At 42.2% G+C, this 21576-nt stretch carries 3 protein-coding genes; all 3 read right to left on the minus strand.

The window, feature by feature from the left end:
* Nucleotides 1–583 precede the first annotated feature (583 nt).
* Nucleotides 584–1525 (minus strand): cytosolic protein, encoded by a 942-nt coding sequence (locus GQR42_RS00125; RefSeq protein ID WP_158198439.1) that lies wholly within the window; start codon nucleotides 1523–1525, stop codon nucleotides 584–586.
* 111 nt (nucleotides 1526–1636) lie between these two features.
* Nucleotides 1637–2383 (minus strand): PEP-CTERM sorting domain-containing protein, encoded by a 747-nt coding sequence (locus GQR42_RS00130; protein ID WP_158198440.1) that lies wholly within the window; start codon nucleotides 2381–2383, stop codon nucleotides 1637–1639.
* Nucleotides 2384–2441: 58 nt separating this feature from the next.
* The gene (locus GQR42_RS00135; protein WP_158198441.1) at nucleotides 2442–20543 is read right to left on the minus strand and encodes a CARDB domain-containing protein; all 18102 of its coding nucleotides are present in this window, start codon (nucleotides 20541–20543) and stop codon (nucleotides 2442–2444) included.
* Between the last annotated feature and the right edge of the window lie 1033 nt (nucleotides 20544–21576).

Below are 21576 nucleotides of genomic sequence, written 5' to 3' on the forward strand. Positions count from 1 at the left end.
ACAAAGTCAATCGAGAGATTAGGAGAATAATTGGTTGGGGAATATCAAATTGATCTAAAAACTCATCTGCGAGTCTAGCCTAAGCTGCCTAGCTATGTCAAGAAGTTTTCTGTAATTTCACAGGAACTTTAAAAAAACTTAACCAAATTTAGAGCATATAGCTATTGGCCATACACTTATTAATTCTATATCCTGGGTTATAGCTGTTGGGATTATCTGGGCTGCTACCAGTAATGCGATGTTTATCTTGTTAAGTTTTGTTAATAGCTTAATTTCTATGGTTTTCATAGTCTAAAAACAATGGTTATCCTCTTGTGTGAATAGGAGGAAAATCTAAGCTGGTATCTCCCATTCAGCCGCTCATAAGTGGGTGGGTGGAATTAAATATAAAATGAACGTAGGTTGGGTTGAAGCATGAAACCCAACGCCCGGATGGGTTACGAAGTGCGCTAACCCATCCTACAAATAATTGTGCCTCCCTACTTAACTAGATAAGAGAAACTGTAGCGATTAATTCAGTGACCGGTAAACACAGAAAACGGGTTTCCTCAAGAAACCCGTTTTCTTGGGCGACAAACCAGAATTATTCAGGTTTGATTAACTGATTTAAATAGTCCTGAAAATCTGAGATTGAGTCAAGAGTAATCGCTTGTCTGTGGAGATTTTTCAGAAGAGAAGTGTCTTGAATTTGGCTAATCTCATCAACCAGTTCCGAAGGCACATTCTCAAACCGAATCTCAAGGGCATCAATGACAGATTCTCTCATCCCTTTTTCCATTCCCATTCTTTCAACACTGGTAATATAAGGCATTCTTTTTTCCTCCTCGTACTGATTTAATTCCTGTTGAAACTCTTGTTCTAATTCAGCGGGTAAGCTCATCAGCCAATCGATAAACTTAAAGAGGTTGATAATATCCTCTCGTTGATAACCCTGTTCGTACAACCGTTTAGTTAATGCTAATTTCGCTTCTTTGCGCTTTTTTCGGTTTTGCCGAGTTTCTAAAGCTTGGAGATTCGCCATCACGACTGTAGCAAAAGGATTGCGGCTGGCTTCTAAAGCTGACCACTGCTGCTTAAATTCTAGCAACTTGACGACCGGAAAGTGAAAACTCACTTGACAATCAAATAACTCACGCTCAAATTGATTGGGTCGCCAAGAAGCATTATCATCACCTAAAACTGCCAAACTCGCTACTGAACGCCTGTAACGATCATAAATACGGTAGTAATAGATAAACATCCGTTCAGCAAAGTCAATTTCTCGCTGACCCTGGATTTCTATGTGGATTAAAACCCAGGTCTCTTCTCCCGCCATACGATAAATTTTCACCAACTTATCGACGAGACGTTTGCCTAACTCAGCATCGCGCACCACTTGTTGAAGTTCTTTGTCGAGAAATTCAAAGCCTTGATTCCAATCAATACCCGCATGAGCTTGAGGAAAAAAGAAGGAAACAAAGTCTTCAAAGTAGATTTCTAAGACATCTTTCCAAGGAGTATCAAAATCAGTATTTGGGTTAGTCATTTCGGTTATCACTTCTCTTGAACCACCGAAGCAATTTTTGTGATGTACTGTACTTACAATCGCAGAAAACGGGTTTCTTTGAGAAACCCGTTTTCTCGATAGCGGGTGATGTTAACAATTCTTGCGCTTGCACTTGCTGGCTAATCCTAGAGTTAATAATAGTCCGAAAATAGGATCAGGTTCAGGAACTTTGGCTATATTGGTAAGCTTGATATTATCAACTAATAAAGCTGAATTTCCAGCAGCATTTCCTCCTCCTGTCTTATCCACATCAACTACCCCAAACCCTAAAATATAATCTCCGGTCACGGATATTGGTATCGTGTAGGTTTGATAACCTGTTTCTTTCGTTAAATGGGAAAAAGAAGGATTGACTGGAAAACTAGATTGAGTATCTGCCAAAGAATATAAAGTATTATTAAGGGTAAAAAAAGCGAAATCGCTGTAATCTACATCAGCCGCATCTTCATCGGTCAGAAAATTCCAAGAAAAGCTGAAAATATCGCCAGCATTAGCAGTAATAGTCTGTTTGATAGCGGAGCCTTCAACAACCGATAGATTGCTTAACTGATTACCCGATAAGCTGAGAAATGATTCTAAATTACTAGCATTAGTCAAGGGTTGATTGTCGTCACAAGCACCGACAAAAACACAAGTTTGTAACACGGCTTGATAACTTCCGTTAACTGGTGTAACCTGAAAACTTGAAGTTTCAACGCTCGCTTGTCCACTGGTATTCCAGTCAGAAAAATTACCCGTTTCAAAACTTCCATTGACCACGGCGGCGGGGGAAATTTCAGCCGTCGCCACTAACAAACCAGCCACAGTAATTAAGGTTAAAGTTGGGAGTTTAAACATGAATAATTTTCCTGATATATGGTTAATTGTGAGATGGTATATTTCTCTGTCTGTTTACTTAAGCTTGAAGGAAAATGTCATTCTCACTTAACTGTGGGATGCCATTAAAATTGGCAAAAAGTGCGCCATTACCTAATCCTGATGTGGCACCGTTTTGATTGTAGAACAGATTACCTGTGGCTAAATTGTAAACGATTTTAGCACTACTGGAACCAACTAAGTCTAGTTCGTTGGCGGCATCGTTAATAGCCGCAAATTCGGCGGCTTGTAAGTTGTTACCGACGGTACTGACAAGAGCATTGAAGGAGGTTTTACTTAGGATAATTTTGTCACTTCCTTTAGTAAAGTCACTGATGCTATCAACTCCGAAATCACTGCTATTAAAGATAGCACCACTGCCAAAGAGGAATGAGTCGCTGCCATCGCCGCCGGTGAGAACATCATTTCCTTTTCCACCAATCAGGGTGTCGTTACCGGCGCTACCGAGGAGAGTGTCGTTGCCATCTAATCCCTTGAGTAGGTTATTGCCACTGTTGCCGGTGATGAGATTATCTAGGTTGTTACCTGTGCCGTTGGTGTTGTCATTGCCTGCTAAGGTGAGGTCTTCGATGTTGACAGTGAGAGTGTAATTTACAGAGGATTTGATGGCATCTTTGCCTTCTCCAGCATTTTCGATGACTACATCGCGGCTGCTATCGACAATGTAGGTGTCGTCACCGGGACCGCCTGCGAGTCGGTCATTTCCTGTGCCGCCGTCGAGAATATCGTTGCCTTCACCGCCGTTGACTGTATCGTTACCTGCACCGGCGTTGATGTGGTCGTTGCCGCTAGTACCGTTGACGGTTTCACCGCTACTGCTACCGTTGACGGCGTTGAGGATGTTGAGGCTAAAGCTATCGTCGGCAGTTTCTCCGGCTGAATCGCTGGCGATTACTGTAAGGTTATAGATGCCGGAGGCGGTATCGGAGGGAGTGCCACTGAAGGTTCCTGTGGCGGCATCAAAGGTGATGCCACTGGGGAGGACTGTTTCTGTTGCTAGGGTGTAGGTGAGATTATCGTCGTCAATATCTGTGAAGGTATTAGCGGGAATGGTGAAGCTGAAGGGTTGATTTTCTGTGGCGGTTTGATTGGCTATTTCCTGTTGTAATGTGGGTGCATCATTGACTGGGTTAACTGTAACTACTAAAGTATCATCAACAGTTTTACCGTTGGATGTTCCTTGAATTGTAATATTAGCTGTCCCAGATTTATTATCTTGGTAGTCAAGGGTTAACTGATTGTCAACGATGGTAGCGGTGACTAATCCAAGATTGTCATTGACGAATACTGATTTGACAATTAAAGCGATGTCATTATCAATATCAGTGAAGACGTTGGTTAAATCAATGACGGTATTGGCTGCATCTTCGTCAACATTAACATCTGTAATCGGATTGAGGACAGTTGGTGCGTCATCTACTGGGTTAACTGTTACTAGGAAAGTATCGTCAACAGTTTTACCGTTGGATGTTCCTTGAATTGTAATATTAGCTGTCCCAGATTTATTATCTTGGTAGTCTAGAGTTAATTGATTGTTAACGATGGTAGCAGTGACTAATCCCGGATTGTTATTGACAAAGACTGTCTTAACAATCACATCTCCATCAACATCACTAAAGACATTGCTTAAGTTAATAACACTATTTTCGGCATCTTCGTCAACATTAACATCTGTAATCGGATTGAGGACGGTTGGTGGATTATCGACTATACCGACATTGACAACGAAAGTATCATCAACAGTTTTACCGTTGGACGTTCCCCGAATTGTAATATTAGCTGTCCCAGATTGATTGTCTTGGTAGTCTAGAGTTAATTGATTGTTAACGATGGTAGCGGTGACTAATCCAGGATTGTCGTTGGTGAATACTGATTTGACAATTAAAGTCGGGTCATTATCAATATCAGTGAAGACGTTGGTTATATCAATGACGGTATTAGCTGCATCTTCGTCAACATTAACATCTGTAATCGGATTGAGGACGGTTGGTGCGTCATCTACTGGGTTAACTGTAATGACGAAAGTATCATCAACAGTTTTACCGTTTGATGTCCCACGAATTGTAATTTGAGCGGTTCCCGATTGATTGTCTTGGTAGTCTAGAGTTAATTGATTGTTAACGATATTAGCGGTGACTAATCCAGGATTGTCGTTGGTCAATACTGATTTAACAATTAAAGTCGGGTCATTATCAATATCAGTGAAGACGTTGCTTATATCAATGACGGTATTGGCTGCATCTTCGTCAACATTAACATCTGTAATCGGATTGAGGATAGTTGGTGGATTATCGACTATACCGACATTGACAACGAAAGTATCGTCAACAGTTTTACCGTTGGATGTTCCCCGAATTGTCAGATTAGCTGTCCCAGATTGATTGTCTTGGTAGTCAAGGGTTAATTGATTGTCAACGATGGTAGCGGTGACTAATCCAGGATTGTCGTTGGTGAATACTGATTTGACAATTAAAGTCGGGTCATTATCAATATCAGTAAAGACGTTGCTTATATCAATGACGGTATTAGCTGCATCTTCGTCAACATTAACATCAGTAATGGGATTGAGGACGGTTGGTGCGTCATCTACTGGGTTAACTGTAATGACGAAAGTATCGTCAACAGTTTTACCGTTGGATGTCCCACGAATTGTCAGATTAGCTGTCCCAGATTGATTGTCTTGGTAGTCAAGAGTTAATTGATTGTCAACGATATTAGCGGTGACTAATCCAGGATTGTCATTGACGAATACTGATTTGACAATTAAAGTCGGGTCATTATCAATATCAGTGAAGACGTTGGTTAAATCAATGACGGTATTAGCTGCATCTTCGTCAACATTGACATCTGTAATCGGATTGAGAACAGTTGGTGCGTCATCTACTGGGTTAACTGTTACTAGGAAAGTATCGTCAACAGTTTTACCGTTGGATGTTCCTTGAATTGTAATATTAGCTGTCCCAGATTGATTGTCTTGGTAGTCTAGAGTTAATTGATTGTTAACGATGGTAGCGGTGACTAATCCAGGATTGTCGTTGGTGAATACTGATTTGACAATTAAAGTCGGGTCATTATCAATATCAGTAAAGACGTTGCTTATATCAATGACGGTATTAGCTGCATCTTCGTCAACATTAACATCAGTAATGGGATTGAGGACGGTTGGTGCGTCATCTACTGGGTTAACTGTAATGACGAAAGTATCGTCAACAGTTTTACCGTTGGATGTTCCCCGAATTGTAATATTAGCTGTCCCAGATTGATTGTCTTGGTAGTCGAGGGTTAACTGATTGTCAACGATGGTAGCAGTGACTAATCCTGTATTATCGTTGGTCAATACTGATTTAACAATTAAAGTCGGGTCATTATCAATATCAGTGAAGACGTTGGTTATATCAATGACGGTATTAGCTGCATCTTCGTCAACATTGACATCTGTAATCGGATTGAGGATAGTTGGTGCGTCATCTACTGGGTTAACTGTAATGACGAAACTTGTGGCATTAATATTACCACCTGCTCCATCTGCTACCGTAAAGCTAAAGCTATCACTGGTAGTTTCTCCGCCATTATGAATGTAGGATAGTAAGCCAGTATTAATATCGGCTTGGGTAAAGGTGTTATTAACCGCTAAAGTAACTCCATTGCGTTGTAAATTTCCATTTGTCGGAATCGTACTGATGGTAAAAGTCAACTGATCCGCGGTATTATCTGGATCTGCGACAGCAAGCAGACTATTAGCAATAGCAGAACTAGATCCTTCATTAAGAGTTAAGCCTGTATTGACCGAGATTTGTGGGGGTTGATTAACTGCGCCACCGATTTGTATGGTTGCATCTGCCGTCGTCGGTGCTGCTTCTGTATTACCTGTGTTATCAACTGCAACCGAATAGAAGGAGTAGGTATGTCCAGCTGTCCCCGTGTAAGTGGCTTCGGTTAGTTCAGTATTATTGAGCCAAATCGTGTATTCTCCGCCATTATCAGAGACATAAATAGTATAAGTCGCCAAAGCTGAACCCGTATCTGTTCCCGTCCAACTGACGAGGAATTCAGGGGTTGGTGTGGTTGCAGGTAAGTCATTAACTTCACTGCTAGGTTTATCAACATCAAGGGTGTTGAAAATAGGTGGAGTGCTGATGGGTTCTTCCGTATCGAAGATGATAGTCGCCACAGCATCGATGACATCTCCTGTCTTTGCGGTAGATTTAGGTCGGATGCTATAGGTTACAAAACCTTCACCACGTCCGTTTTCGTCGTTGGTGGGAAGGAATCCTTGTTGTGCATCAAGAGGGGCTTCCCCTGTGGTGGGATCAACGGTGCTGATGCGCCAGGTTGCAATGCCTGTAAGGGTATCAATGGTGGCGGCAATATCTACATAGAAACCCTGGGTTTCGGTTAAGTCAATGCGGGCGCTATGGAAGGCTCGATTTCCTTCTAAGTCATAGACAGTTCCACTCCAGCCATAATCATCAATGCGGAAGGTACGCCAATCGAGGTCGGCATCAAGTTGTTGGGTAATAAATACTTCTTGAGCGGGGGCAGAGGCGGTGGCGACATTTTCAAAGCGAATGGTATAGCGGAGGGGTTCATCGGTGTCGATCCAACGATCTTCACCAAAGCCTTCGGGACCGAGGATGTCATTGGGATCACTGGGGCGACGAACAGGAGGTTCGTAATCATCATCATCATCATCATCGTCATCGTCGTCATCACATTCAGGATCGCCTTCTTTACAATCACAACATTCTTCAGGAGGAGTAGGTAAAGAGAAGCCTGAATTAGTAAAGATAGCCCCTTCTTCTGAAACGGTTAACACTCCAGGTGATTCAACTTCTGCTAACTCAGGGGTAAAACTGAGAGGTTCTGACCAATTACCATCATATAAACTGTAGAAAATACCAGCATTCGTAACATCTGGGTTAGAGTTTAGATCCTCACTCCAGAAAATCGCTGTTTTGCCTCCTATTTCTCCTATAGTAGCTAATCCAATAATTTCCCCATCGACAATTTCTTCGGCTTCACTCCAGATATTGCCATCCCAGATACTAACTAATAACTGTTCACTATCATCGCTAATATGATTCCAAGCCAGGAGAACTTCTCCTGTTGCAGTTGTTCCTAAGACTGGTGTTTCATCTGGTCCTAAAGCAGTTGTAATCGCAGTGGGTACTGACCAAACGCCAGCATCCGTTAAGACTGAGTAAACGATATCTGTCTCTAATAAGATAGCAACGTATTCTTCTTCGTTGATTTCAGGTTTAATCTTACTACCATCACCCATTGACCACACGACTAAGGGAGTATTATTTGGGTCAAAAATAACGGCTGGATTATTACTAAGTCCTAAACTATTAGGAATTTGAATGGGGCTAGTCCATTCATTGTCATTCATACTAGAAACAAAGATTGCACTGCCTCGTTGTTCACTGGTAGGGTCAAACTCTTTAGCCCATGCCATAAGAATTTCCCCATTTTCTCCTTGTGCTATGGTTGGGGGTTCATCAGCGTATAAATCGGATGCAATATCAGCTAATACACTGTCATTGTTATCGTCAAAATAGGTGTTTTCTGTGCCTACCGCCAGAGAGGGATCATAGATAAAATCTACTGTTATTTCTGGTGGAAGACCACTTTCATTAAGAGGATATAGACTATCACTCAAAGTTAAATCCGTTGCATCAAATTCATACAGAGTCGGTGTGTATCGATAACGGGCCAAGAAACCTGATGGAGTGCGGATATCAATTCCTACTTGCCCATAGACTTCTTTGACACTGGGATTTGGTATTATGTCACCCTTAGCCCCTACATTTCCATAAGCCTTAGCTTCGTATTTTAAAAGCTTTGCCTGGCCAAAAAGACCAACTCTGGCATCATAGGTCAAAGCTCCACTATCGGGTAGGCGATAGCCTTGAGGGGGGGCTGCTGGATCAGTCCACTGCATATTACCCCCTAGAAAGAGCATGGTACTTATCCCAAAGTTCGCTTCAAATAAACCCAGTTGACGCAAGGCTGCAAGTACGATTGTACCTGGCAAACTCACGGCAGGATTCGGAATTCGAGCAATGAGCGATTCCAATGGTGCAGCGAAATCTGCTCCAATCCCGACATTCAAACCCAGTGTTGCTTTATCAAATTCGTAGTAACAGTTTTCGTCAGTTCCTTTGCTGCTCCATTGCCCTTTGTAAAATAATTGACCCAAGGCTTTTGTTTTGGGAGAAAAGCGACTCTTAAACTCAATTTGAGCTGTTCCATCGGCTTGCAATTTTAATTCACAATCGATTCGATAACTACCATTGGCTCTTAATTCTGTTTTATATTGAGCCAATTGTCTCAGAAAACCCCATTTTGGCGTTCCATCAAATTTCCAGCCAATAGAAAATGTATTGGTACCTGGATTAGCATCTAAAGGAACAATTACATTCTCAAATACACTTAATTGTTCAAGCCAAATTAAAGGCTCGTTCTCAAAATCGACGAGATTATAGTAGAGATCAGTATCATCTTGAATACTCTGATCAGTTTTTTGATAAACCACCACAGCTTGACCATCTTGATTAACAATTATGGCTGGTTGAGTATCAGCGATACTATCGTCTGTAATTGCTACTGGTTCAGACCATTGAAAACTTCCATCTTCTTTCTTTGTGCCGACTGCATAGTAAATATCTTCATCATTTTCTTCTGTTCCCTCAGACCAAGTTGCGATTAAGCCTGTTTGAGTTCCATCAATGAGATTATTGACTGCCTTGACATCAAAAGTCCCAAAGTTTTCGCTTGGGATAGAGGCTGCTTCAATCCAGTTACTGCCATCAAAATAAGAATGCCAAATTTGACCATTTCGAGACCATAGCAAATGAGAATTTCCATCTCCATCTACTACCAAACGAGGCTGAGAATCTTGATTTTCATCGGTCTCTGTTTCAGAGAGAACATAAAGGTCTAAATCAGTAGTCTCAGAGGGTTCACTAATAATGTAACTAGGTGACTCAATATCTTCTACACCGTCACGGTTGTTATCAAAAGATAGTCGAGTGGTTTCATAAATTACATTGCCAGCTAAGACAAATTCATAATTTCCTGTCTGTAAACCGTCAAGGGTAAAATTGCCTTCTCCATCACTCAAATCGGTTTTTTCTAAAATCCATTCTCCTTCAACTTGACGATAAGCCGCAATTTCTGCGTTATCTAATGCTTCCCCTGTTTTTGAATCTAGTAGTTTTCCTGAGAGTTTAGATGTGTTAAAAAATGTGGAATTAAGTTGATAGGTTTGTGTAAATAATTCCCGAACATCATAAATTGGATGATCTGGTATTGATAATTGCTCAGACATATCATTGAGCATCTTCACATAGTCGCCATAAGTCTGAACACGAGGCACAATGTTACTCAAAAAGCCATCCCACTGAGCATCTGTTAATTCCTCTGGACGAATTGAGGCTTCCAAACTATTCCAATCAATAGCTGTGGTATTGTCTGCTGAGTAAGTACGAACTTGAAATTTAATCGGATCAGTGTTGCTATTAAAATACACGGGCAGAACATTGAGATCCCCAGGTCGCAAAATCCCCTGTGGCCCTTCATTGCTCACACCCAACAAATGCAATGGCGAATCAGAAGTCAGTCCATTTAAGGTCGTTCCTGCTTGGGTATTAGTCACACTTTCAATAATCAACAGAGGAGCGATCGCATCCGTATCCCCCGTATTGCCATAGTTAACATTGAAGCGATAATTACGGTTAGGTCGGACTTCCTCTGGCCCAGTAATATTGGAATTTAAATCGAAACCGTTCGCATCTTGAACCGTGACAACATCCTCTAACAGCGCGGTGCTATTACCCTGGTTTGCTTGAACGTCATACAATCCCAAGGTCTCATTAAAGAGATCGAAGGTAGCGTAGGCTAGAGTGGAATTTTCCAGATAGATATTCTCAGCGGTGATAAGGCTACCATCAGCGGCCCGAAGTTGGAATGTCGTATCGGTAGAAAACCTTGCGCCACGAATCTCCAGAGTAGCTTCACCAAAATTACCAATTTTCCGACTCGTTACGTCAGTAATAGAGAAAGGAATCTCTTGAGCAAGAATTTCATAGCTGGGCGTTTCGATAACCTGATCGCCATACCCCAGCACATAGTAGGTTCCCGTTTGTTCAATGGGAATAATAATTTCTGGATCAGTATTAAAGGGTTGTGTTGTTGTCCAGTCAAACTGTCCCCGCGTTGGCATTCCTCCATAACGCACATACAATTCATTCAAAGATTGATCAGAACTACTGTCTAACTTAAGACGAATCGCCTGACCAGCAGTCGCATTGAAACGATAGTAAACCGACTGACCTTGGTCTAAATCACCAATATCCGCAGTTCCCATCGTTAGAACTTCTACGTCGAGAGCAATTTTTGCATTTGAGATACCTGTATTATTTCCCTCATTTACTTCGGGAACTTGATTGCGAATATCGCTACGAACAAGGACATAGTAATCCCCTAAATTGACCCCTGGAACCACGCCATTAAGAGTTTCTGTATAACTCGCCCCTGTAGCCACATCACCCGAACGATCCACTTGCCCGACTAGGACATCTTCAATATCCCACTGATTATCAGCAGAAAGATAGACAGCATCCGTCCAACTTCCGTAGGCGGTCTCAGTGCCTTGATTCTGAACGGTATAGCTCAGGCTAATAGCTTGACCTGGAATGCCACTGGCCGGAACAGTAACATCGGTCACCACAAGATCCGAGGGCGGAGGGATGATGAGATCCGTCGAGAATCCGTCATAATTAACATTATTGATCTCTCCTAACCGTTCATAAACAGCATTACCGCCATCCGTCACCACGAAGGCGTAAAAACGTCCCCCTAAGCCTCGCGGTATATTAAAAGATTGAGTTGCAGTATAACTATCTCCTGCATTTAATCCCCCCGTATGGTTGCGATAGCCTAAATAAACATCGCTGTTGCGATCAAATACTTGGTCACGGGATAGATAAACGGCATCATACCAACTTTGACCCGTATTGGCATCATTATTAACAACCGTCCAAGTTAAACTCAGAGATTGTCCGGCAATTCCCTGTTCTGGTGCATCGACGGCAGTGACAGCAAGATCAGCAGAAGGAGCGGGAGTAATCGGTAGGCTTCCGGTTCCCGAACCGCCTCCACTGGTACTATCGCTGGCTAAAACGTTATTATTCTCAAATGCCCCTTCAATAACGTTATTATCTCGGTCAGTTTGCACCAGAACATAGTAACTCCCGTTCAGATTAACAGGAAGGGAGAAAGTGCCTGTGGCGCTATAACTTGCTGATGGCTCTAACGCTCCTGAACGATAAACCGACCCTAAATTAATGTCATCACCGCTGACATTTTTGTCTAAAGACAAATAAACTCGATCATACCAATAATTGCTATTAGTACGTCCTACCCCCAAATTCGCTACCGTCCAACTGAGGTTCAACGGCTGTCCGGGAGTTACAGTATTTGGCAGAGTAATGCTAGTAACTTGTAGATCGGGAGTATCACGAGAGATGGTGATGGGAAAAGCACTAGAGCCGTTGTTCCCCTCATTGCTACCTTCATAAACACTATTAGCCGAATCAGTGACGACAAATAGTTGATAATTGCCTTCTAAGGTAAAGGGTAAAGTAACACTTTCAGTCCGACTGTAAGTACCATTGGGAGCTAAAAGTCCGGTGCGGGTGAAGCTGGCGAGGGTAAGATCATCTGCATCCCCTAAAACCTCATCGTTAGAAGCGACAAGGCGATCGCTCCAACTGTTAACAATGGTATCCCCAGGCCCCTGGTTTTTTACTGTCCATTGCACGGAAATCGCCTTACCAGCCTCTCCTGTAGTCGGAATAATTGCGTCAGTAACGACTAAATCCGCCGGTTGGGAGACAATTTGTACTTGATTGATGCTTTGAGTGACGTTATTAACATTATTTAATTCAAATACCTGATCGCCGCTATCGGTTACGCCAAAGACATAGTAAGTGCCAGTTAAGGTATTGGGTAAGCTAAAGTTAGCGGTGCGATCATAACCATCACCCGGATAAAGAATGCCATACTGGCCAACACTACCCAAATTAATGTCCGTTGCCTTATTTAGTTGATTATCGCTGGAAAGATAGAAGGTATCGGTCCAATAATAATTCGGGGTTTCTGTGGCTCCAAAGTTAGTGACTCGGTAATTGATATTTAAACTGCTACCAGAACGAGCGTTGTTTGGAATCGTTAAGGATTCAAACTCTAAATCTGGTGGTGGCGTTAGGGTAATGTTTGTTGCTGTGGTGTCGTAGCCACTATTGTTATTCTCAAAAACGTGTTCATAAACGTTGTTGTAGATGTCACTTTGGACAAAGAAGAAGAAACTTCCCGCTACACCAATGGGTAAATTAACTGTTGCTGAACCGGTATAATTTGCACCGGCATTTAACGCACCACTATGATAGAAATCTCCCAAAAAGCGATCGCCTGCATCTAAAGTTGCATCCGCCGACATAAACACGCGATCATACCAAGCTGTTTCTAAAGTACGTCCTGTACCAGCATTGGTGACAGTCCAACTCAAGTTCATCGGTTGTCCTGAGAAGGCTCCATTAGGAGCATTAACCGCCGTTACTTGTAAATCGGGAGGTGGAGTTAAATTAACATCCGTCGGCCCACCAGACCCCCAATTATCCCCTTCATTACCAACTTCGGTAACGTAGTTATAAACATCAGCTTGTACGAGGAAATAGTAATTGCCATCAATACCGCGAGGTAGGGTTACGGTTAAGCTGTTGCTATAACTATCATCCGGGTTGAGATAACTAGGATTAACTGCTTGTCCTAAATAGGTATCAGTATTGTCATAGGTAGTATCGAGAGACAAATAAACGCGATCATACCAAACAGGCGCATTAGTAGCACCAGTACCGACATTTTTTACTGTCCATTGTACGACGGTTTCTTGACTGGAAAAAGCTGTCGTTGGTGCAGTTACCCCAGTAACTTGTAGGTTGGGAACTGGAGCAAGTTGTAAGGAAATCGAGCGATCATCTGTAGTGGTATTGTTCGATTCGTTCTGCGTTCCTTCAGCAATTTGTCCGTAATAATCCGTCGTCACAACGACTCGATAATTACCAGTTAAACTGAGGGGAACGCTGTAGGATTGAGTGCGATTTAAGGAGGCTCCAGCAGCCAAACTACCCGAATATTCAAAAATTCCGACATACTGGGTTGCATTGGTCGCCGTATTAACTAAATACACATAATCATACCAAGTTCCTTCGGCGGTTGTCGCTCCTTGGTTTTTGACAGTCCAATTGATCTCAATTGGTTGTCCAGATAGAGTTTCAACTGGTGCGTTAATATCGCTTACTACTAAGTCAGGAGCATTCAAATTGATAGCGACAGCACGAGTATTGTTAGTCTCGTTAGTTTCCCCTTGACCTCCCGAACCATCAGCGACAAATATTAGATAACGGTTTCCTGTGGCAAAGTTGGGGAGGTTGATATTGCGAGTAATGCTGTAACTTGCACCGCCGGCTAATGGCGTTTGGGTGGAGATTAATTCTTGGGTGATGTAAGTGTCGGCATTAGCGTCAAAAATAGCATCGTTGGAGAGGTAAATGCGATCATACCAGTCAGTAGGAGCGGCGCTTGTCCCTTGGTTTTGTACTGTCCAAGAAACTTCAATACTCTTACCGACCGTTCCAGTTGCTGGTGCAGAGGCATTGGAGACAATTAAATCGGGAGCAGTTAAACTGATAGCAACCGCAGCGACGTTATTATTCTCGTTGATTTCCCCTTGATAATTGTCCCGATCTGCAACAAATAATAGATATTGATTACCCGGGTTAAAACTAGGTAAGGCAACGTTCTTGCTTATGGTATAACTCGCTCCCGCAGCTAAGGGAGTTTGACTGGAGACCCATTCGGACGTAACTTGAACATCATTGCTATCTAAAGTTTGATTGCTAGAGAGGTAAACTCGATCATACCAATCCTGACTGGCTGCTCCCGTACCGTTATTAGTGACAGTCCAAGTTAATTCAACTGTTTCCCCTAAAATGGCACTTGTCGGAGCATTAGTTGAGGTAACTTGGAGGTCGGAAGCGGAAATATTAATCGGTAGGGAATAGACGTTGTTATTTTCGTCTGTCTCGCTTTGATAATTATAGTTATCAGCTTTGAAGAGTAAATAGCGATCGCCAGTAGCGGTACTAGGTAAGGTAACATTGAGGGTGCGGCTATAGGTTGCTGCGGCTGCTAGGGGAGTAAATGAACCCTGCCAAACTTCTGTCAGATAAGTATCATCGCTATTACCGAAAATCTGATCAGTAGAAATCACAACCCTGTCCCACCAATCAGCATTAGCCGCAACTGTACCTTGATTCTTCACCTCCCAAGTAACACTAATGGTCGCGCCTACAGTTACCGATGCGGGTGCAGTAGCATTTGAGACAATTAAATCTGGTGCATCTATGCGGATAGGAATGGCGAGATTATTATTATTTTCGTTGGTTTCTCCCTGAGCATTATTACCATCAGCACGGACAATTAAGTAACCATTACCAACCAAGTTTATTTGATTGGGTAAGGTAATATTTTGGGTTTTGCTATAGCTTCCTCCGGCTGCAACGGGAGTTTGTGCGGCGGCGGAAATACTGGTAATGAAGGTATCAGAACCGTCATAAGTATCATTGCTTGACCAGTAAATATAATCAGTCCAATCGGCGGGAGCTTCTACTGTTCCCTGGTTCTGTACTGTCCAAGAAAGGCTGACTGTTTCCCCTAATGCTCCTGATTCTGGTGCAGTAGCATTACTAACAATTAAATCCGGCGCACCAATAGTAATGGCAATGGCCTGACTATAGTTGTTGTTTTCGTTAGTTTCCCCTTGATAATTATAGGCATCAGCGCGGAAAAAGATGTAATAATTTCCCGGTGTAACATTGGGTAAGTTAATACTGCGATTGATCGTGTATGTACCGTCCGCAGCTAATGGTGTTTGAGTGCTTATAAATTGTTCGGTAATGTAACTATCATTGCCGGGTATATTATCAGAGGATAGGTAAATAACATCATACCAATCCGCCGGTGCATCCGTCGTACCCTGATTTTTTACCGTCCATGATACATTGATCGCTCCATTCACCACCCCACTACTGGGTGCAGTTGCTCCAGATATAATTAAGTCTGGCGCACCTAAAGTGATAGGAACAGCATAAGTATTATCGTTTTCGTTCGTTTCTCCTTGTTGGTTGTAGTAGGAGTAAGAGTATTGATCTGTAACAAAGATCAAATATTTATCACCAATTCCTGCATAGCTAGGAATGGTAATATTTTGGGTATCTGTATAACTGGTATTAGCGGCAAGGGGACTTCTTGCGGCTTCCCAGAAAGCGGTAATCCATGTATCTCCACTATCCCAAGTCTGATCATTAGACAGATAAACTGAATCATACCAATCAGCATTAGCGGAAACAGTTCCATTATTTAGTACCGTCCACGAAACTGATATGGAACCGCCTAAAATAGCAGCACTAGGTGCAGTCGCACTGGTAATAGTTAAATTGGGTGCAGCAATATCAATCGCTTGAGCATAAACGTTATCGTTTTCGTTTGATTCTGTTTGGTAGTTATAAGCATCTGTTTTAAATAGCAAATAGCCACTTCCTACTGCCTGGCCGGGTAAGGTAACGTTACGACTTACTGTGTAGGTTTCATTCGGTTCTAAGGGTAGTCCGTAGCTACTAGAGATATATTCATAGCTAATAACTGTAATATCATCACTATCCCCATAGATGTCATTGGTGGAGAAGACTACGCTGTCATACCAGTAGGAACTTCCTGTGGTCACGGAACTGTCATTTTTCCCCGTCCAAGATACAGTAATACTCTGACCAGCAGTAGCGGTAGTCGGTGCTGTTACTTCGGTAATAATTAAATTGGGTACAGCAATATCAATCGCCTGAGTATAAACGTTATCGTTTTCGTTTGTCTCTGCTTGATAGTTAAAAGCATCTGTCTTAAACAGTAAATAGCCACTTCCTACTGCACCACTGGGTAGGGTGACACTGGTATTAACCGTATAGGTTTCATTGGGTTCTAAGGGTAGTCCATAATAGCTGTAGATATAAGAGTCAGTCAAATAAATATCATCACTATCCCCATAGATGTCATTGGTGGAGAAGACTACCCTGTCATACCAGTAGGAACTTCCTGTAGTCACAGAACCGTCATTTTTCCCCGTCCAAGATACAGTAATACTCTGACTAGCAGTAGCGGTAGTCGGTGCTGTTACTTCGGTAATAATTAAATTGGGTACAGCAATATCAATCGCTTGAGCATAAACGTTATCGTCTTCGTTTGATTCTACTTGGTAGTTATAAACATCTGTCTTAAACAGTAAATAGCCACTTCCTACTGCACCACTGGGTAGGGTGACACTGGTATTAACCGTATAGGTTTCATCGGGTTCTAAGGGTAGTCCATAATAGCTGTAGATATAAGAGTCAGTCAAATAAATATCATCACTATCCCCATAGATGTCATTGGTGGAGAAGACTACGCTGTCATACCAGTAGGAACTTCCTGTGGTCACGGAACTGTCATTTTTCCCTGTCCAAGATAGAGTAATACTCTGACCAGCACTAGCGGTAGTTGGAGCCGTGACATTAGTAATAGTTAAATTGGGTACAGCAATATCAATCGCTTGAGCATAAACGTTATCGTTTTCGTTTGATTCTACTTGGTAGTTAAAAGCATCTGTCTTAAATAGCAAATAGCCACTTCCTACTGCACCACTGGGTAGGGTGACACTGGTATTAACCGTATAGGTTTCATTGGGTTCTAAGGGTAGTCCATAATAGCTGTAGATATAAGAGTCAGTCAAATAAATATCATCACTATCCCCATAGATGTCATTGGTGGAGAAGACTACGCTGTCATACCAGTAGGAACTTCCTGTGGTCACGGAACTGTCATTTTTCCCCGTCCAAGATACAGTAATACTCTGACTAGCAGTAGCGGTAGTCGGTGCTGTTACTTCGGTAATAATTAAATTGGGTTGACTAATGGCTATAGGAATACTATAGTCATTATCCGTTTCATCGGTTTCTGCTTGATAATTATATTGATCAGTCTTAAGCAATAAATAGCCACTTGCTGTAGCAGGTATATAACTAGGCAAGGTAACATTGCCAGTCATTGTATAAGTTTCATCGGGATCTAAGGGTACGTTACTATTAGATGAATCAACCCAAAAATTATTTAGATAATAGTCATTACCATTCCCCCAAATGTCATCAGAAGAATAGACAATACTATCGCTCCAATAACTCCACGCTGTGGGAACTGTACCTTGATTTTTAACCGTCCAATTCACAGTAAAAGACTGTCCTAACCCCACACTGGAAGGAGCGGTAGCATCAGTAATCACTAAATTGGGTAACTCTCCCGTTAGGGTGATAGAGGGAGAAAATTCTGAGGTGTTCCCATCAGGATTAGTCGCTGTGCCAGTAATATAGCTATACAGTCTCTCGGCATTAGACAAGGAAAGGGTAAAATCAGCATGACCATTATCATCTGTAGTAACGGTGATATAGGTACGGTAATCTTCTCCTTCTCCGTTACCACTAGCATCTTGTGTACGATTAGCAAAAATCTCAATCCTGTATTCCTTATTGGCTTCACTATCAAGATAACCAATCAGGGTGGCTGTTCCTCCGACAACTTCAGCAGAGGTGAAAATGGGATAATTTTGTAAAGCATTCGCTCCCGTATCGCTATCACCTTCATCATTAGTGGTGACTCCATCCCGTCCTAAATCAATTCCTAAGCCATTATTTTCATAGATACGATTACCTTGAATAGTATTTTTGTCAGAGTTATCTATGGAAATACCATTAGAGTTGTTATAGCTGATTGTATTTCCTGTAATTGAATTACCTTGTGCCTGTTCTTGGATACTCATTCCCTCGGCATTATTAAACAGATAATTATTGGTAATCTGATTACCTGTTGTATCTGCTCCGCGAATAACAACACCAGAGGATTGATTATAATAGATGTAATTGCCTTGCACGAGGGTATTTTTTGCTCCGGCTAAATCAATTCCATCATCCCCGTTACCTAAAAAATTGTAGTCTTGGTTAGTCCCAATCCAGTTACTAAGGATTTGATTATTATTGGCGATCGCTCCATAGGATAATACACTTACACCGTTGTTAGTATTACCAGCAATAACGTTTTCTTGAATAAGATTATCTGAACCGTTAACTATCCCCACCCCAACCCCATTAGGACGGGATGAAGTTCCTGATGAATCAAGACCAATGTAATTATTAATGACTTGGTTGTTAATTGCAGTTTCATTATTAATTAATACACCTGTTCCCGTATTACCAGAGATAATATTCCTTTCACTGGTAGTTGCTCCCCCAATCAGATTATTGGCAGATTCAATTAAAATACCGCCTTCTCCATTGCCCGAAAATCCCTCATAAATGTATTCAACATTACCAATATAATTACCTTGAATAATATTATTACCTTGAGCGATTAAGCTTATTCCATAACCACTAAACTGGGTAATAATTAAGCCACGGACGGTACTGTCACCGGCACTAATAACTAGACCCGATAATCCTTCACCTGCTTGATAACCACTAATTTGAATTATCGGCGTTCCCGCGTATCCCGGTTGACTGGTACCATCAATCAAGACAGGGGACGTAATTTCCGGCAAAGCCGATAAGGGAGTTATGGTATAGTATCCACCCTCACCAATATTAAACAAAATGGTATCTGTACCCGGATTATTATTAGACTCAGTTATTGCCCATCTGAGGGAACCCTCCCCATCATCGTCGGTATTAGTAACTGTGTAAGTAGTTCCTGGATTATTAGTAATGGCAAAGCGAGCAAAACCTGATCCCGGACTGCGAATACCTTCATTATTGAGAGGACCGACATTACCGTAATCATCTGAAACAGTCAGAGTATCACCTTGGGTAACATACAGATAGCCATTTAGATAAACTGCACCACTACCTTTACCAATATTGAACGGCACATCAGGAAGGGTTTCTAACCAGCCATTTGCCCCCACTTTAGCAAAGTTACGATTGTTAATTAAACCGCGTCCCTCATTAAAAGGCCAACCATCTGTACTGGTTTCTCCTCTTAATAGATACAAGTCTTCATTAACTGCGGTGACAGAGTTACCCCATAAACTTGTTCCAGTTCCACTATTTGCCCAGCCTAAATCATTTTTCAGTGAGTAAAGTAAGGTACTTTGAGAAGCTAAAGGCAATTCACCGTTGGGGGTAGAAGTTAAGAAACTTCCTCCCGGATAAGCGTAGTCGTCATGAGTCCACATCACCAATTGATCGCCACTGAGGTGATACAAGCGATCATTAGTTGGATTATAATCCCAATCTCCATTACGGGGAAAATGCGCCCCAGTAAAACTCCAATTAGGGGTTAATTGGGTATGAGTTCCCCCACCATCAATATCATCGGTACGAGCAAAATTGTAATCTCCTCCTCCCGTATGATGGAGAATTACTGGTTCTCCATTGACATCTACCCCAAGGATTCCTGCATTACTATTAATTAATGGTGAATCTTCGCTAGTTTTTTGCCATTCCTGCGTCCAAGTACCGCTAGTACCGGTGCTTAAATCGTAGGAATAGAGAGCCGCTATTTGTGGACCTGAGCGGAATTGGTAGTAATATAATTTATCGCCTGCTACAAACAGAGGATTAACTAAATTACCAGCGGAGAAAGCATCTCCCGACACCCCTTCACCATTTAATATCGGCAAATCTTCCCAGGTATCGGTTGCGGGATTATAGCGAGCAAAACGGACAGAACCGTTAGCAATACCTAGATTATCTAAACTTTCCTCGCTATCATCGCTCAAATTCCTGTTTAAGTCAATATAATCATCATTGCCATCGCCGCTAAAGTCGGCGGCATAGATATAAGTTCCGTCAGTAGCTAGACCGCCACCAGTACTAACTCCGTAGTCAAAAGGCACTGCCGCCAATTGTTCCCAACCCAATTCCTGAACTATCGAAGAAGAGGTTGCAGTTGTTGTTTTCTGTACTGACGGAGGATTATTCATATCCTTAGCTCCAACACAAAGAAGTTTAATACTGAGGCGTTCAGCGTTGACTATTTCTCTGGCAGTTTAGCCTAAGCTACTTAGCTATGTCAAGAAGTTTTCACTAATTTCATCTAGGCCTTTGAAAAACTTAACCAAATTTAGAGCATATAGATAGCTATTGGCCATCCGCTTATTACTTCTATATACTAGGTTATAAATGTTGAGATTGTTTGGGCTGCCACCGGTAATGCGATGTTTATATTGTTAAGTGGTGTTAATACCTTAATTTCTATGGTTTTCATAGTCTAAAAACAATGGTTATCCTCTTGTGTGAATAGGAGGAAAATCTAAGCTGGTATCTCCCATTCAGCCGCTCATCGAAAATTTTGGGTGGGAAACCCCGCCGTTCTAGGTTGGCTTTACGTTAGAATTAAAAAGACCGTCTCGAAAACCAAGTGGGCGGACAGCACCTTGAAAACTCGGCTTAGGGGGTTCCGTTCAGAAAAGCTTGTCCGGGTAAAAAGTCGCGCGCAACAAGTACAAGAAGCGTTTAGTCAGAACCGTACCGTGGGACACAAGGAATCGGGCTTCTGAAAGGTCGCGAAAGTCTGTGGACTTTGTGTAAGACAGTACATGGTTTTTTAACCGTGGTATGCAACGGTGGTTGAAGCAGAAACTTAAATCGTGAGGTTTAGGAATCGCCGCACTTTTAGGGCGGCGAGGATGTCAAAATTCGGGTCTGCTGAAAAAGTTTGTTGGTGGGGTTAGGAGTCGGTCGTCGGTCGGGGAAGTCAGAATAACAGAATGACCTCGCGTGCCTGGAAGCGGACTCCTTAGCGTTCTCGCTCGAAGAGCGCTTTGCGTTCGCCTCCGGAAAGTGCCAGGGTTTTGAGTCCCTCGGATCGATTTCTCAACGTTTGTTTTTGGCACTTTTTTGGCTAAAAAAAGTGCCAAACTCTTTTCTAGTAAAGCTTCTACTGATATTCAGCCACCCCTAAGTAGCCTATACTCAACGGATTGAGGATAATAAGCTAAGACGTATTTAAACCGC

This window comes from Microcystis aeruginosa FD4, assembly GCF_009792235.1.
Taxonomy (GTDB): domain Bacteria; phylum Cyanobacteriota; class Cyanobacteriia; order Cyanobacteriales; family Microcystaceae; genus Microcystis; species Microcystis viridis.

Excerpts from the sequence above, each read along its gene's own strand:
- GQR42_RS00135 (WP_158198441.1), bottom strand. The coding sequence starts at position 20,543 with ATGAATAATCCTCCGTCAGTACAGAAAACAACAACTGCAACCTCTTCT.
- GQR42_RS00125 (WP_158198439.1), bottom strand. The coding sequence starts at position 1,525 with ATGACTAACCCAAATACTGATTTTGATACTCCTTGGAAAGATGTCTTA.
- GQR42_RS00130 (WP_158198440.1), bottom strand. The coding sequence starts at position 2,383 with ATGTTTAAACTCCCAACTTTAACCTTAATTACTGTGGCTGGTTTGTTA.